The sequence below is a fragment of the Micromonospora sp. NPDC047812 genome (genome assembly GCF_040704175.1).
Classification (GTDB): Bacteria; Actinomycetota; Actinomycetes; order Mycobacteriales; family Micromonosporaceae; genus Micromonospora.
The window spans coordinates 546,045-558,718 of record NZ_JBEYRY010000002.1 but is presented as its reverse complement, the minus strand read 5'-3'; the positions used below and the strand labels follow the sequence as shown (position 1 = coordinate 558,718).

At 71.9% G+C, this 12,674-nt stretch carries 12 protein-coding genes; 3 read left to right on the top strand and 9 right to left on the bottom strand.

Going from position 1 to position 12,674, the window contains the following annotated elements; genetic code table 11:
* The first annotated feature begins 55 nt into the window (after window positions 1-55).
* Window positions 56-637, top strand: coding sequence for a TetR family transcriptional regulator (locus tag AB0883_RS10220; protein ID WP_366640920.1), 582 nt, complete (start codon window positions 56-58; stop codon window positions 635-637).
* Between the two features lie 128 nt (window positions 638-765).
* On the opposite strand, the gene AB0883_RS10215 is transcribed toward AB0883_RS10220, so the two are convergent.
* From AB0883_RS10215 to AB0883_RS10195, 5 genes are all read right to left on the bottom strand, one after another.
* The gene (locus AB0883_RS10215) at window positions 766-1,281 is read right to left on the bottom strand and encodes a M23 family metallopeptidase (RefSeq protein ID WP_366640919.1); all 516 of its coding nucleotides are present in this window, start codon (window positions 1,279-1,281) and stop codon (window positions 766-768) included.
* A gap of 137 nt (window positions 1,282-1,418) precedes the next feature.
* Window positions 1,419-2,900 (bottom strand): family 43 glycosylhydrolase, encoded by a 1,482-nt coding sequence (locus AB0883_RS10210; RefSeq protein ID WP_366640918.1) that lies wholly within the window; start codon window positions 2,898-2,900, stop codon window positions 1,419-1,421.
* A gap of 19 nt (window positions 2,901-2,919) precedes the next feature.
* Window positions 2,920-4,338, bottom strand: coding sequence for a family 43 glycosylhydrolase (locus AB0883_RS10205; protein ID WP_366640917.1), 1,419 nt, complete (start codon window positions 4,336-4,338; stop codon window positions 2,920-2,922).
* Window positions 4,339-4,757: 419 nt separating this feature from the next.
* A complete protein-coding gene (locus AB0883_RS10200; protein WP_366640916.1) occupies window positions 4,758-5,261 on the bottom strand; it encodes an O-acetyl-ADP-ribose deacetylase in 504 nt (167 codons plus the stop codon).
* Window positions 5,262-5,298: 37 nt separating this feature from the next.
* Entirely contained in the window at window positions 5,299-6,330 is a 1,032-nt protein-coding gene (locus AB0883_RS10195; protein ID WP_366640915.1) for a saccharopine dehydrogenase NADP-binding domain-containing protein, read from the bottom strand.
* Between the two features lie 105 nt (window positions 6,331-6,435).
* Here AB0883_RS10195 and AB0883_RS10190 point away from each other — a divergent pair, with 105 nt between their 5' ends.
* The gene (locus AB0883_RS10190; protein WP_366640914.1) at window positions 6,436-7,389 is read left to right on the top strand and encodes a helix-turn-helix domain-containing protein; all 954 of its coding nucleotides are present in this window, start codon (window positions 6,436-6,438) and stop codon (window positions 7,387-7,389) included.
* Window positions 7,390-7,473: 84 nt separating this feature from the next.
* Here the strand turns inward: AB0883_RS10190 and AB0883_RS10185 are convergent, their stop codons facing one another.
* Window positions 7,474-8,832, bottom strand: coding sequence for a glycosyltransferase (locus tag AB0883_RS10185; RefSeq protein ID WP_366640913.1), 1,359 nt, complete (start codon window positions 8,830-8,832; stop codon window positions 7,474-7,476).
* Between the two features lie 207 nt (window positions 8,833-9,039).
* Entirely contained in the window at window positions 9,040-9,585 is a 546-nt protein-coding gene (locus tag AB0883_RS10180) for a M23 family metallopeptidase (protein WP_366640912.1), read from the bottom strand.
* Between the two features lie 274 nt (window positions 9,586-9,859).
* Between AB0883_RS10180 and AB0883_RS10175 the strand changes: the two genes are divergently transcribed.
* Entirely contained in the window at window positions 9,860-10,549 is a 690-nt protein-coding gene (locus AB0883_RS10175; RefSeq protein ID WP_366640911.1) for a hypothetical protein, read from the top strand.
* Between the two features lie 118 nt (window positions 10,550-10,667).
* Here AB0883_RS10175 and AB0883_RS10170 read toward each other — a convergent pair whose 3' ends face one another.
* A complete protein-coding gene (locus AB0883_RS10170; RefSeq protein ID WP_366640910.1) occupies window positions 10,668-11,765 on the bottom strand; it encodes a hypothetical protein in 1,098 nt (365 codons plus the stop codon).
* 213 nt (window positions 11,766-11,978) lie between these two features.
* Window positions 11,979-12,635, bottom strand: a complete 657-nt coding sequence (locus AB0883_RS10165) for a 4'-phosphopantetheinyl transferase superfamily protein (RefSeq protein WP_366640909.1) — start codon at window positions 12,633-12,635, stop codon at window positions 11,979-11,981.
* Window positions 12,636-12,674 lie beyond the last annotated feature (39 nt).

Genomic DNA, 12,674 nt, shown 5'->3' with positions numbered 1-12,674 from the left:
GTCGTGGGGTTGATGGCGTTGACGGTGCGCAGGAAGAGGGCAATATTCAACCTTGATGAATAAAACGCGCGGTCGACCCCGCGGCAACCCCGACACCAAGGCCCGCGTCACCGAGGCGGCCCGCGAGCTGTTCCTTAAGCACGGCTACAAGGGCACGACGGTCCGCGCGGTCGCCGCCGCGGCGGGCGTCGACTCGGCGCTCATCAGCTACTACTTCGGCTCCAAGCAGGGCCTCTTCGGCCAGTCGCTGAACCTGCTGTGCGTCGAGTCCACCACTCTCGACCACGCTCTGCAGGGTGACCAGGCTGGCCTCGCCGACCGGCTCCTCACCGCCGTCACGAGCCTGTGGGACGCCACCGCGCCCACCGAGAACCGCATGGCGTTGCAGGACGACGACACGATGCGCGCCTTCCGCGGGTACCTGGAAAGTGAGCTACTCGTCCGTATCGCTGAATTTCTCGGCGGCCCCGACGCGACCGAGCGCGCCACCGCCGCGGTCGGTGTGATCGGCGGCCTGATCTTCACGCGGTACCTGAACCCGATCCAACCCATCGCCGCACTGCCCTCGGCGGAGGTACGCCGGATCTTCGGACCGGCACTGCGGGCCGCCCTGCACGCCCGGGCCCGCCAGCGCTGAGTCCGCTGTCGCGGCTTGGAACCGTTGACTCTTCGAATCTCCTCGACTCCACCGCGGAGCAGCAGGTCGAAGGCGGGTTCTCGGTCGACCGGGAACCCGCCTTCGATCATTGGACCACCCGCTCTGGATCAGCAGCCGGCGGTACGCGTGTAGTTCCGCGTCCCGAAGTAGAGGGCCAGGTTGCCGCTGAACCGCACCTTGATGTCGCTGCCGTTCAGCCGCTGCTCGTAGTGCAGGTGCGAGCCGGAGGAGCCGCCGCTGTTGCCCACGTACCCGATGGTCGTGGCGTAGCCGACGGACTGGCCGACCGAGACGTTGAACCCGCTCAGGTGGGCGTAGTAGGTGGTGTACCCGTTGCCGTGGTTGATCCGCACGTATCGGCCGTAGCTGGTGTCGCCGAGGTTGGCGACCACGTCCACGGTGCCCGGTGCGCTGGCCTTGACCGGCATGCCGTGGTCGCCGGCCCGGTTGAAGTCGATCGCGTACTGCGGGCTGTGGGTGGTGCGGGTCTGACCGGACCACGTCTGGTTGCACGGGAACGGCGTCCGGAACGACGGTGCGGCGGCGGCGGGCGACGCCGGAACCAGGAACGCGGCGGTCGCCAGCAGGGCGACGCTGAGGAGACTCGTCAGGCGGGAACGCATCCAGTCCTCCACGGTCATAATCTTCAACAATGTCGCTGGATGATGTCAGAAGGTTCCGATAGCCGAAAGGCCCTCATCGATCTGTTCCAGCGGGGCTCAGGCCGTTCCCCAGCTGGCTGCCCGGGTGGGTCTGCCGGTCACTCGCCGGACGGCGCGGTCAGGGTCACGCCGAGCCGTACGGGTGTGCCGAAGTTGGGGGTGCCGTCGGCGTTCCAGGTGAACTTCTGGGCGCGGGTGGAGCGGTTCATGTCGCAGCCGCCGCCGGCCGACTCGTTGGCGTGGTAGACGATCCAGTCCTCGGTACCGTCGGGCGACTTGAAGAAGCCGTTGTGGCCGGGGGCGAAGACGCCGTTGGCGTCGCTGCGCTGGAACACCGGCGTCGCCTTCTTCGTCCAGTGCGTCGGGTTCATCGGGTCGCTGCCTGTCAGCGTGAGCAGACCGAGCTTGTAGTCGGGACCCCAGCAGGCCGAGGCCGAGTACACGACCATGACCCTGCCGTTGTGGTACAGCGGTTCGGGGCCCTCGTTCACCGCGCCGGTCTGCCGCTCCCAGGACAGGGTGGGCGAGCTGAGCCGGGCCCGCGGCCCACTGAGTGTCCAGGGGTTGGTCAGCCGTTGGATGAAGTTGCTCTGCCCGGCGCCGTCGCCGCCGTAGGTGCCCATCAGGTAGAGGCTGCCGTTGACCTGGAGGACGCTGGCGTCGAGTTGCCAGTCGTCGCCCAGGTCGGCCTTGAACGTGTACGGACCCATCGGGTCCGTGCCGGCGGACTCCAGGACGTGCAGCCGCTGGGTCGGGTTGTAGTCCGGGACGTTCTGTCCGGCCGTGTAGTAGAAGTACCAACGCGGACCGTTGGGGCCGTCGAGCAGGTGGAACTCCGGCGCCCACATGTGGCAGCAGCCATTGGGCCGGCCGGACAGGTTGAAGATCACCTGATCGGCGGCCGTGGCGAGCCCGGCCAGCGTCGAGGAGCGCCGCATGGTGATGGTGGAGTTCCACGTCGTGGTGGCCAGATAGTAGGAGCCGTTGTGGTACCGGAGCCACGGGTCCGGGCCGTTGCGCTTGATCGGGTTGGCGAAGGTCCGGGCGGTGCCGCCCAGGGGCACCAACTGCCACTGCTGGTTGGCGCCGTCGAGATCCTGGTACTGCGAAACCTTGGCCCCGTCGGCCGTCGACCACTCCCACACGTCCAGCGCCTTGCCGCTGTTGCGGTTGATCAGCCGGACCTGCCCACCGGCCGAGTCGGCGAGCCGGAACTGCTGCCGGGCGTCGTTACGGTCGGCGTTCTGCACGAGTTGGATGCCGTCGTCGGCGGTGGGCAGGTCGAGCACCTTGCCGCTGTGCGCGGACTGGAGGCGGTACCAGCCGCCGCCGGAGTCGAGGAACCGCCACTGCTGCCAGGCGCCGTCGTTACGCGCGTACTGGTTGATCGGGGCGCCGTCGTTCGTGGCCAGGTCGTACACGTCCAGGGCCTTGCCGCTGTGCCGGTTGACCAGGACGTACGGGACGTCGGGCTGGACCGTGGCGGCCGACGCCTCGGGTGTCGCGACGGCGGTGCCCACGGCCGTGAGCACGGTGACCACCCCGGCGGCCAGAACGCCGCGAAGCTGTTGCTTGCGCATGAGGGGAAGTCCTTCCGGCTCAGTACACGAACGGCCAGCCGGCCGCGTCGTAGCCGATGAGGTTGATGCCGAGCAGGGAGGCGCCGTTGTCGGCGTAGTAGTGGTAGACGAGCACGTCCCCGTCGGCGTCGGCCAGGACCGCCTGGTGACCGGGGCCGTGGATGCCGCCGTGTCCCGCCAGCACCTGGGTGCCGCCGCCCGAGGTCATCGGCGTGAGGTCGCGGTCCAGGTACGGTCCGGTGATGCTGGTGGAACGGCCCACCACGACCCGGTACGTGCTCGACGCTCCCTGACAGCAGCGGTCGAAGGACACCCACAGGTAGTAGTAGGAGCCACGCCGGACGATGACCGGTGCCTCGATGGCTCCACCGCCGCGCCCGGCAATGCTGTGCAGGGTGGTGTCGGCCCGCATCCCGGTGCTCGGGTTCAACGCGATCATCTTGATCCCGGACCAGAACGAGCCGAAGCTCAGCCACCACCGTCCGGCCGAGTCCACGACCAGGTTCGGGTCGATGGCGTTGAAATTGTCCGAGGTCCGTGACTCGACCACCAGGCCCTGGTGGGTCCAGGAGCCGGACGCGCCCGTCGGGCTGGTTGCCAGGAATATCGCGGACCGGTTCGAGCCGAACGTCGAGGCCGAGTAGTACAGCCAGTATCTACCGTCGTGGTACGACAGGTCCGGTGCCCACAGATCGCGGCTGCCGCCGGTGTACGTGGTGGTCCACGGCGCGCCCCCGGGGAACGCCGCACCGGCGTTGCGGAACGCGGTCCGGTCGGGCGAGGTCTTCAGCGCGATGTTGTCCCCGGTGTGCGCCAACAGGTAACTGCCGTCGTCGCGGCGCACGATCGTGGGATCGTGCACCCCGACGTCGCCGGTCACCCGGCCCGGCATCGGGTACGCCGCCGGCGGTGTGGTCGGGGTTCCGGTGGGAGCCGGAGTGCCGGCCGGTGGAGTCGTGGGCGTGGGGCCCGCCACCCGGATGAGCTGCCACTGCTGGTTGGCGCCGTCGAGGTCGGTGAACTGGCTGACCCGTGCGCCGTCCGCGGTGGAGTGCTCCCAGACGTCGAGCGCCTTGCCGCTGTTGCGGTTGATCAGTCGGACGTGTCCGCCCGCCGAGTCGGCGAGCCGGAACTGTTGATTGGCGGCGTTCCGATCGGCCCACTGGATGACCTCGGCGCCGTCGGTGGTGGCGGAGTCACGGATGTCGAGGACCTTGCCGCTGTGCCGGGCGCGCAGGCGGTACCACCCGCCGCCGGCGTCGACGAACTGCCACTGCTGCCAGGTTCCGTCGTTGCGGGGCCACTGGACGATCCGCGCGCCGTCCGTGGTGGCACGGTCATACACCTCAAGGGCCTTGCCGCTGTGGCGCGCGGTCAGTACGTACCAGGCCGAGGTGTCCACCACGGCCGCCGATGCGGAGCGGACGGTGACGGCCACGCCGGCGGCCGCGACGGTCGTGACCAGGGTGAGGAGCGCGGCCCGGCGTCGCAGGGAGGGGCTTCGTGGCGAAGGGCTTCGTGACGGGGGAGCGGACGACATCATGGCGGTCCTTCTGGGGGCGGGTTCGACGGCCGGGACGGGCTCGTCGCGACCACGGACGACCGGCAGCCGGGAGGCGTCAATGCTCCACTGCGTCCACCCTCCAGCAGCGGCGGCCGATGTAGCGACCGACATCAATGTTTACGTTAACATTGAAGTCGCGTCAAGGCCCGAAGGGGGCATGCCCGAGCTGGAGATCAGGCCACTGGCCCAGATGGGCGGAGGCGGTCGATGCCGGGCCTGGGATGTTAACGGCAACATCACCAGATCGAATCGTCACCGGACGGCTACAGGGTGAAGTCGCCGGTGCGGCCGGCTCAGCTCTCCGACGCCGCCGCCAGGAACTGGTACGTGGCGTCGTCGAACGCGACCAGGCGGACATGCTCGACGGCGGTGGGTGTCGCCCTGATCGTCGCCACCGCGATCGTCGCCGCCTGGTCGGACGGGTAGCCGTAGACGCCGGTGCCGATGGCCGGGAAGGCGACGCTGCGGGCGCCGATCTCGTCGGCGACCTGGAGGCTGCGCCGGTAGCACGAGGCCAGGATCTCGGCTTCGCCGTGGCCGCCGCCCTCCCACACCGGACCGACCGTGTGGATGACGTGGCGTACGGGTGGATCAAGGTCGAATGCGGGGGTGGCGACGGCCTCGCCCGGGTGGCACGGCGCGAGGGCGGCGCCCGCCTGTGCCAGGCGCGGTCCCGCCGCCCGGTGGATCGCCCCGTCGACGCCACCGCCGCCCAGCAGCGACTCGTTCGCCGCGTTGACGATGGCGTCGACGTCCTCGCGGGTGATGTCACCGCGTACCACTTCGATCACGAGCATGGACCGATGATGCCATCGGGGCCGCGGAGGATCGGGCCTACTGCGGCAGGTCGAGCGAGATGTGCGCGGACAGGGCGCGGAGAAAGTCGGGCGCGTCGAAGATGGCGCCGGCGGAGGCGACACCGGTCGTCCTGATCCGTCCCGTGAGGATGCGGTGCACCGCTTCCACCGCGAGCGGCGCACTGACGGCGTAGATGTCCCGGCCGCCCGCCACCGCGTGCCGCTCCACGCCGCCGGAGCGCACGACGACGTCGACGAGGAAGGTCTGCGCGGACCGCCCGCGATCGTCGACGGCGGTCGGTGCCGGTGTCTCCGGAGCCGCCAGCTCGCCGGCCGCCTCGACCGTCATGTAGGTGCACACGTCGGGGATGGCCAGGTGGCTGGGGACGGTGACGACATCGGCCATGGTGAACTCGCCGATCACGGCCCGGGTCCCCATCGGCTCGGGGAAGGGCCACGTCAGGGCCGGCGGGGCGTCGTCGCGGTACTCCAGCCGCCCGTCGCGGTATCGGACGCGCCGGCCGTCCCTGCGCCGCCGGGAGACCGTGCCCGCCGCGCGGGTCCCGGCCGTGGGGTGCCAACCGCTCAGGCCGTACGCGACATGCGCCTCGTCGGCCGTCGTCCAGTCGCCCATCGCCGCGGTGACCAGCAGGTCGCCGAGGCCGCCGAAGAAGGCCATCGCGGGAACCACCGCCGTCCCCGCGGCGCGGGCGCGATCCGCGAAGTGCGTGAAGGTGTCGAGGTTGGCCTCGACCTCCGCCGCCACGTCCACGTACGGGATCCCGGCGCGCAGCGCCGCCTCGATCACCGGCGCGGCGGTCACGGCGAAGGGCCCGGCACAGTTCACCACCGCGGCCGCACCGGCCAAAGCTCGGTCGAGCGAGGCCGGATCGTCGACCGAGGCCGGCCGGGTACCGAGCCCCGGAAAGGACGCCGCGAGCGCCCGCAGTTTGTCCGCGTCGCGTCCGCAGAGCAGCGGGACGAACCCGCGAGCGCGCAACTCCGCCACCACGAAGCGCCCGGTGTGCCCGTAGGCGCCGAAGACCGCCACCGTCTGACCCGATCCCATCAGTTCTCCCCGCTCCAGTGCCCGAATGATCAACTGGGTACATCCTGGCGGCGGCGGTTCGCCGGGGCGAGTGTCTGGAACGCCACGTCCCGTACAGTTTCGGACATGAAAACCGTCGCCCTGGCCGTCACGGACGGGATGCTGCACTTCGAGCTGTCCCTGGCGTACGAGGTCTTCGGTGCCGACCTGGCCGGTGTAACCGACCCCTGGTACGGCGTCACCGTCTGCGGAACGGGCGCGGTGCGGGTCGGCCGGTTCCGGTTGGAGCCCGACTGCGGGCTCGACCAGCTCGCGCACGCCGACACGGTGATCGTCCCCGGGTGGGTCGACGTCGACGCAGAGCCGCCCGCCGATCTGGTCGACGCGGTGCGCGCGGCCCACGAGGCGGGTGCGCGGGTGGCCTCCCTGTGCACGGGCGCGTTCGTGCTCGCCGCCGCCGGCCTGCTGGACGGCCGACGGGCGACCACGCACTGGGCGCACACCGAGGCCCTGGCGGCCCGCTACCCACGGGTGCAGGTCGATCCGGACGTGCTCTACGTGGACAACGGCAGCGTGCTCACCTCCGCCGGCAAGGCCGCCGCGATGGATCTGTGCCTGCACCTGGTCCGCCTCGACCACGGCTCGGCGGTCGCCAACACGCTTGCCCGTCGCCTGGTCGTGCCCCCGCACCGGGCCGGCGGCCAGGCCCAGTACGTCACCGCCCCGGTGCCCGCCCAGGACGACCATCCGCTGGCCGAACTGTTCTCCTGGGCGATCGAACGGCTCGACCACCCGTTGACGGTGGAGGACCTGGCCCGTCAGGCGAACATGAGCTCGCGCAACCTGGGCCGCCACTTCAGGTCGGTGGCCGGCACCACCCCGCTGCGCTGGCTGCTGACCCAGCGGATCCGGCACGCCCAGGAGCTGCTGGAGACCACCGGCGACAGCATCGACGCCATCGCGGCGGCTACCGGCATGGGCACGGCCACGACGCTGCGCCGGCACTTCAACCGCACCATCGGCGTACCCCCGGACACCTACCGCCGCACCTTCCGCAGCTCCCGCTCCGGCGCTCGATGACGGTCACCACCGGGGCGGCGCGGCCCTGCTCCGGGCACCCGCCTGATCCGCTTACCGGTGGCCGCCTGCGGCCGCCGGGCAACGTCACACGCGCGCCGGGCCCTTCCGCGCCGCCGGCGTCAGGGACCGCAGGGTCAGCACCTCACCGAGCCCGTCGACGTGGGTCAACCTGGTGGCGAACGCGGCGCTCAGGGTGCGGCGCAGGTAGTCCAGCACCGCCGGCCCGGGGGTGAGCGGCGCCGATCCGGCATCGCCCGTGCCGACCAGGTGCACCTCGCGGGCGAGCCGTCCGGAGGTGTTGACGAACCGGCAGAGGTCGTCCCACCGCAGGTACCGCCAGAAGTCGACGCTGACCACCGCGTCGAGGCTGCCCGGCGGGATGGGCGGGTCCATGCCGACCAGGTGGTAGTTCGTCGGTCCCGGCGGGGCGGCGTAGTCGAAGGTCAGCGCCCCGGTCGGCAGGTCGACCTGGTCGCTGCCGGTGCCCACCCACAGCACGCGAGGGCCGGGCAGCCGGTCGGCGAGCCGGTCGAACGCCGGCCCGATCCGGCACGTCGCGCGCCGCGCGCAGTCGGTGGCCGCGGAGCGGTAGTACACGATGCGCTCCAGCGAGTCGTACACGTCCAGCAGGCCGTAGAACTCCCACTCGATCACGTGGTACTGCCCCGTCAGCAGGCTCCGGTTGGCCGCGAAGTCGGCGAAGTTGCGGTCGGTGTTGCGGTGGTGCGGGAGGTGGAAGGCGCGGGCCTCGTCGTCGAAGGCGAAGTTCAACCCGGTCACGCCCAGGTGCCGGTGCACCCGGTAGAACAGCTCGATGTCCTCCAGGCCCCAGCGCAGCCCGGAGCGTTCGTCGAACCCGCCGGTCCGGTCGAACAGGTCGCGGGCGAGCGAGATGTTGTGGGTGTAGGCGAGCGCCCAGCCCGCCCGGAGCCAGTCCGGCCCCGGCGGCTGGCCGTGCGGGAAGCGCAGGTCGCCGGCGCGGTCCGCGCGGCGGCGGGGCACGTCGGTCATCTCCCGGTCGTCGAGGGCGGCCTCGACGTGTTCCAGGCTCAGTTCGTCGCGCCGGCCCATCAGCACGGCGGGCCGGCCGGCGACCGCGTGGTGGGCCAGGTGGCGCTCCAGCAACTGCGGGGAGGCGTACGAGTCGGCGTCGAGGAACAGCAGCAGCGGCGCCCGGCTGTGCCGTACCGCCTCGTTGCGGGCCGCGGAGCGCCCCCGCCGCCTGGGAAACTCCAGCAGGCGGAGGTCGAGGCCGGCGGCCGCCTCGACGGCGTCGGCGTATCCGGCGGAGTAGCCGCCGTCGCGGATGACGACCACCTCGAAGCGCTCGGGGCTCACCGTCTGCCGGGTCAGCGACCGCAGCGTCAGCGCCAGGCACTGCGCGTCCTGGTAGGTGGGTATGACCACGCTCAGCTCGACCGCGTCGCTCGTCCGTGCCGCCATCCGACTTTCCTCCGTCATAGGTGATCCCCTGTGGGCCGGGGCGCCGGCACGTGCCGGCACCCCGACCGCGACGCCTTCGGCCCTGGACCGGCCGTCGTCGACGCTCGCTGGAAGCGCTTCCAGCAGCGAATGGGATTATCGATCACGGATAGTGGTGGTGCACGATTCCCATTGACGCACCTCGCGCGTGAGCGCGGCCGGGTGGGGTCACGCGTAGTAGTTCACGCTCACCGGCCAGGAGCCGGTGTACGGCGTCCAGCCCTGGAGGGTGGCGGGGATGCCCACCCGGGTGTTGCAGTTGATGACCTGGAAGTGCAGGTGCGGGCCGGTGGACGCGCCGGTGCTGCCCGACCAGCCGATGATCCGGCCCTGCGGCACCCAGGTGCCGGCGTTGTAGATCGCCCGGTTCAGGTGCGCGTAGTGGGTGCACTGGCCGTTCGAGTGCCGGATGATCACCTCGATGCCGTTCTGCCAGTACGGCGACCAGTTCGACATGATGATGGTGCCGGCCTGCGAGGCGGAGACCTCGTAGTTCGCCGGCAGCCCGAAGTCCCAGGCGTACTCGTTGTACGGGCCGACGTGCGAGTAGGTGCCCTCCGGCCCCTGGGTCACCAGGTAGGACTCGCCCGCCGGGTACGGCATCTCGTAGTAGTAGTTCGCGGCGGAGGCCGGAGTGGCCCCGACGACCGTGGCCCCGGCGACCACCAGCAGGGCGCTCGCGGTCGCGCCGATCCGGCGTAGGACGGTCCTCACTCTGTGCACTGTGGATCTCTCCCTGATGTGTCGGCAGAAGGTCGGCCCCGTCGTCGACGGTGCCGGTGGGAGCTAAACAGCGCGCCAGATGAGGATCAATCGATTCGTCGATGTCTGGGGTGGGGCCAGTGGGTCGACAGGGGTCCCGACGACACCGGGTGACGAACGTGAGGCGCGGCGTCGAGCGAACCCCACAACGCGGCCGGCAGCCGGATCCGCGACCGCGACCGTCCGGGAACCGGCGCGCGTGCGGCCGGTCACTACGCTGCCGCCCGTGGAGCGGATGGCGAGTGTGTTCTGGATGGGTGGCTGCGCGGCCGTCGCCGTCCTTCTCGTGGCGGGCATCGTCGCGCTGGTGGTGGCGGCCCACCGGCGCGAGCGGGAGCGGCGGGAGCACTGGCGACAGTGGGCCGCCCGGTACGGCTGGACCTTCGTCGAGCGGCCCGAGATCACCTGGACCGACCGGGTGCCGGGCCGCAGCCGGCGGGGCGTGCGGTTCGCGTTGACCGGGACGCTGCACGGCCGCCCCGTCTGCGTGGCCGAGTACGCGTACACCGAGACGCACAGCTCGACCGGCGCCGACGGCAACCAGACGACCACCTCGCAGACCCACACGTACGTCGTCAGCTCGGTGTGGTTGCGGCGGTCGTTCCCGGCGCTCGCGGTCGGACCGCGCCACGCGTTCTCGAAGCTGGGTCGCGCGCTGTTCGGCAGCGACACCTACGCCACCGGGCACGAGGAGTTCGACCGGCAGTGGCGGGTGGCCGCGGCGGCCCCGGGGCAGCAGGCGCTGGTCGGGCCGACCCTGATCGCCGCCCACCTGGCGGGGGCGGTGCCGAGCTGGAGCGTGCGGGGGGCGGAGCTGATCACCTACCGGCGCGGCCGGCTGGAGGACCCGGCCCTGCTGCCGTCGCTGGTGACCCCGCTGATCACGGTCGCCGACCTGCTGGAGCAGGGCCGCTGACGGGAGCCGGCCGCGCTGCGAGGGGCCGGCGGAGCGGCGGGCGGCGGCCGGCGGGTGGTCGGGAAGAGCGCGGGAGGCCGGCCCCCGAGGGGACCGGCCTCCCGTCACGAGCTGTGGATCACGGCTTCCAGGAGCCGCTGGTCTCGAACTTGTGCCGGTACTCCAGCGCGCCGTTCTTGTCGGCCACGTTGAACACCACCGTGCCCGCCCGCTTGCTGCCCTCGCGCAGGTTGTTGCCGGAGCCCAACGTGTCGCCGCAGCCGGAGAGCGCGCTCGCCAGGCCGTTGGCCGTGGTGCCGTTGTCGGCCACCCACTCGAAGTAGAACGGGTTGATGGAACTCTTGCCCTTGGTCACGGTCGCGGTGACGTGAGCGATCAGGTACATGCCCTTGTCCGGGGCCGGGGCGTACGGCCGGCAGCCCTTGGTCTCCGTGGTGAACCGGGTGACCGTGATCTCGATGGTCCCCTCGTCGTCGGAGACCACCAGGGTCGCGCCGGGCTTCATGTTGAAGGTCTCGCCGTCCTTCGCCGACGGGGACGGACCGTCCGGCTGCAGCGTGATGCCCGGGGCGGCGGCCTTCTCCAGGTCGTTCGCCGCCTTGTTGGCGCCGGCGACGAGCGCGACGACACCGCCGACGCAGCAGAGCAGGGCCAGCACGGCCACCACGGCCACGACGATCAGGACGGTCTTGTTCTTCTTCGGCGGCGCGACCGGATGGGGCGCGCCGAGCGGGTAACCGGGCGCGCCGCCCGGGTAACCGGGCCCACCGGGCGGCGGGTAGCCGGGCCCACCGGCCTGATAGCCGGGCGTGCCGGACACCGGCGGGTACGGCGTACCCGAGGTCGGCTGGTGCGGGGCGGCCCACGGCTCGCCCGGCACCCCGGAGACCGGCGGCTGTGGCATACCGGACACCGGGGGCTGCGGTACGCCGGAGACCGGCGGCTGTGCCCACGGCTCGCCGGGCATGCCGGACACCGGGGGCTGCGGCGCGCCGGAGACCGGCGGCTGTGCCCACGGCTCGCCGGGCATGCCGGACACCGGGGGCTGCGGCGCGCCGGAGACCGGCGGCTGCGGCGCGGCCCACGGGTCGCCGGCCGGCTGCTGCTGCGGCGGCACGGGCGGAAGGGGGGCCCACGGGTCGCCCGTGGTCTGCGGGGCGCCGGAGGTCGGCGGCTGCGGCGGGTAGCCGCCCTGGTCGGCGGGGAACTGTGGCATCGGTGCCGGCGGCTGCGGCTGCGGCTGCGGCTGCTGCTCCGGGTTCGGTTGGTTCGGATCCTGAGGCCCGTATGGGGGCGGGGGGTGACTCACCGTACTCCTAGGCACCTGACGACGACGGCAAACGCGGCTGACGCTACCGTGCGCGGACGACGGACCATCTTCGCGTCTCCGGCAGCGCCGCGCCGTCCCCTGTTCGGATTCCCTGCCCGGTCAACCGGGCAGCAGCACGGCGGCGGTGCGGACCAGGGACTCGTCGACGCTGAACCGGCCGGTGACCAGCGCGGGCGGATCGGGCACCGGGGCGGCGTCGCGCGGCGCCGACGCGATGCGGGCGGTGAACGTGCCGGCGTCCGGATCGAGCTCCACCAGGGCGTCGTGGAAGCCCAGCCACGTGCCGACGACCGGGTGCCACACCTTGTAGATCGTCTCCTTGACGCTGAACACCACCGCCGGCCAGGAGGTCCCCGCCGGCAGGCGGGCGCACCGCTCGTCCTCCTCGGGCAGGCAGATCAGCCGGCGTACGCCCGCGTTGAGCTCCCGGTGCCCCTCGGCGTCGATGCCGACCGACCGGATCTCGTCGGCGCGGGCCGCGACCGCCGCGCAGTAGCCGTGGGTGTGGGTGATGGCGCCGACCACGCCGGCCGGCCAGACCGGCGACCGGTCGGCGGCCGACGGCACCGCGACCGGCGGCACGCCGAGGGCGGCCATCGCCCGGCGGGCGCAGACCCGCCCGGCGGTGAAGTCGCGGCGACGGCTCTCCACCGCGCGTTCGCCCAGGCAGGCCCGCTCGGCCGGCAGCAGCTCGCCGGCCCAGTCCGACGCCCCGGCCACGGCCACCGCCACGGCCGGCGGCAGCAGGTCACGCATCGCCGCCTCCCGACAGGTACGCCCGCCCGGCGTCGAGCC

Bases quoted from the DNA above. Each gene is read 5' to 3' on its own strand.
- AB0883_RS10220 (WP_366640920.1), top strand. From the start codon at position 56: ATGAATAAAACGCGCGGTCGACCCCGCGGCAACCCCGACACCAAGGCC.
- AB0883_RS10215 (WP_366640919.1), bottom strand. From the start codon at position 1,281: ATGCGTTCCCGCCTGACGAGTCTCCTCAGCGTCGCCCTGCTGGCGACC.
- AB0883_RS10210 (WP_366640918.1), bottom strand. From the start codon at position 2,900: ATGCGCAAGCAACAGCTTCGCGGCGTTCTGGCCGCCGGGGTGGTCACC.
- AB0883_RS10200 (WP_366640916.1), bottom strand. From the start codon at position 5,261: ATGCTCGTGATCGAAGTGGTACGCGGTGACATCACCCGCGAGGACGTC.
- AB0883_RS10195 (WP_366640915.1), bottom strand. From the start codon at position 6,330: ATGGGATCGGGTCAGACGGTGGCGGTCTTCGGCGCCTACGGGCACACC.
- AB0883_RS10190 (WP_366640914.1), top strand. From the start codon at position 6,436: ATGAAAACCGTCGCCCTGGCCGTCACGGACGGGATGCTGCACTTCGAG.
- AB0883_RS10185 (WP_366640913.1), bottom strand. From the start codon at position 8,832: ATGGCGGCACGGACGAGCGACGCGGTCGAGCTGAGCGTGGTCATACCC.
- AB0883_RS10170 (WP_366640910.1), bottom strand. From the start codon at position 11,765: ATGCCACAGTTCCCCGCCGACCAGGGCGGCTACCCGCCGCAGCCGCCG.
- AB0883_RS10165 (WP_366640909.1), bottom strand. From the start codon at position 12,635: ATGCGTGACCTGCTGCCGCCGGCCGTGGCGGTGGCCGTGGCCGGGGCG.